The sequence below is a fragment of the Oleiphilus sp. HI0079 genome, from assembly GCF_001635105.1.
This window is the reverse complement of record NZ_LWFT01000965.1, coordinates 1-1,180: the sequence shown is the minus strand read 5'-3', so window position 1 is coordinate 1,180 and position 1,180 is coordinate 1. Positions and strand designations below refer to the sequence as shown.

At 51.5% G+C, this 1,180-nt stretch carries 2 protein-coding genes; both read right to left on the bottom strand.

Going from position 1 to position 1,180, the window contains the following annotated elements:
• Window positions 1–883: molybdopterin-binding protein (locus A3750_RS17740; RefSeq protein WP_068548529.1), on the bottom strand; the 883-nt coding region annotated here is incomplete at its 3' end.
• A gap of 47 nt (window positions 884–930) precedes the next feature.
• Window positions 931–1,180: pyrroline-5-carboxylate reductase (locus A3750_RS17735; RefSeq protein WP_304440209.1), on the bottom strand; the 250-nt coding region annotated here is incomplete at its 5' end.

Sequence of the window (1,180 nt, the reverse complement as noted above, 5' to 3'; positions counted from 1 at the left end):
CCAACTCGGTTAGCATTGCGCTAATTAAGCCGCCAGTACAAGACTCGGCAAAACTCACACGCTTGCCTTGCTCAAGTAAAATATCCTTCAAAACATGGGCGATACTGCGCCCATCCTCCGTCACAATATGTGAGCCAAATAGGTCGCGAGCGACCTGCGCGGTCTCTTCAAGCGTCTGATAGTCCTCCCGATGCGTCGCTTGCAGCTTTAACTCAAGCATGGGCACCGAAGCGCGAAAGCCCAGTTCAATGTTCTTTGGAATGGTGACGCCACTCTTGAAAAGGCGCTGCTGAATTCCCGATTCGCCCATGCCAAAAAGACGAAACCGGTATCGTTTTACTTCTGCGCCTTCAGCAAACTTCATACGCGGGAGAATTTGCTCATCAAACATGCGGAACAACTCGGACGGCACGCCTGGCGTACAATAAACCCGACAACCGGCCACATCTGCAGCAAACCCCGGAGCCGACCCGGTTGCATTGGGGATAATCTCTACACCTTCAGGCAAAATCGCCTGTTTGCGATTCGCCGCGTTGAAAGCAATATTTTTTTGCTTACACCATGCTTCCAGCTGCACCATCGCTTCGGTGTTTTCGCGCAATTCAACACCCAAGACGCCCGCTAAGGCTTCTGCCGTCAAATCATCTACTGTCGGCCCGAGGCCTCCATTAACGATTAACACGTCGGAAAACGCGGCAATGCGTGCAATCTCGCTTTTGAGCACGGCCACGTCATCACCCACCGTCGCTTTATAATGAACGGGGCAACCAAACGCACTTAGCTTTTCAGCCAATTTGGCCGAATTGCTGTCAACAATATCGCCACTCATTAACTCGTTGCCAGTCAACAGAAACGAGACCTTCAAGTGCTCAGCATCCCGCATAATTTTTCACCCAATTGACGTTTCCATTGTTCACGTTAGTTACCACACTATTTGTCACTCAGTAGCTCTGCCATTTCTTTGGAACGGTCCGCGCAAGCCGTCATCGCTTTTGAGACAAGCTCAGGCAAGCCATCATTTTCAAACACATGAATCGCACGCTCAGTTGTTCCGCCTGGCGACATGACATTGCGCTTGAGCTGCTCGGCTGGAAGATCACTCTCAAGCACCATTTTAGCGGCACCCATAGCGGTTTGTGCTGCAAGACGTTTCGCAGATTCGGCCTCAAGCCCGAGGGCC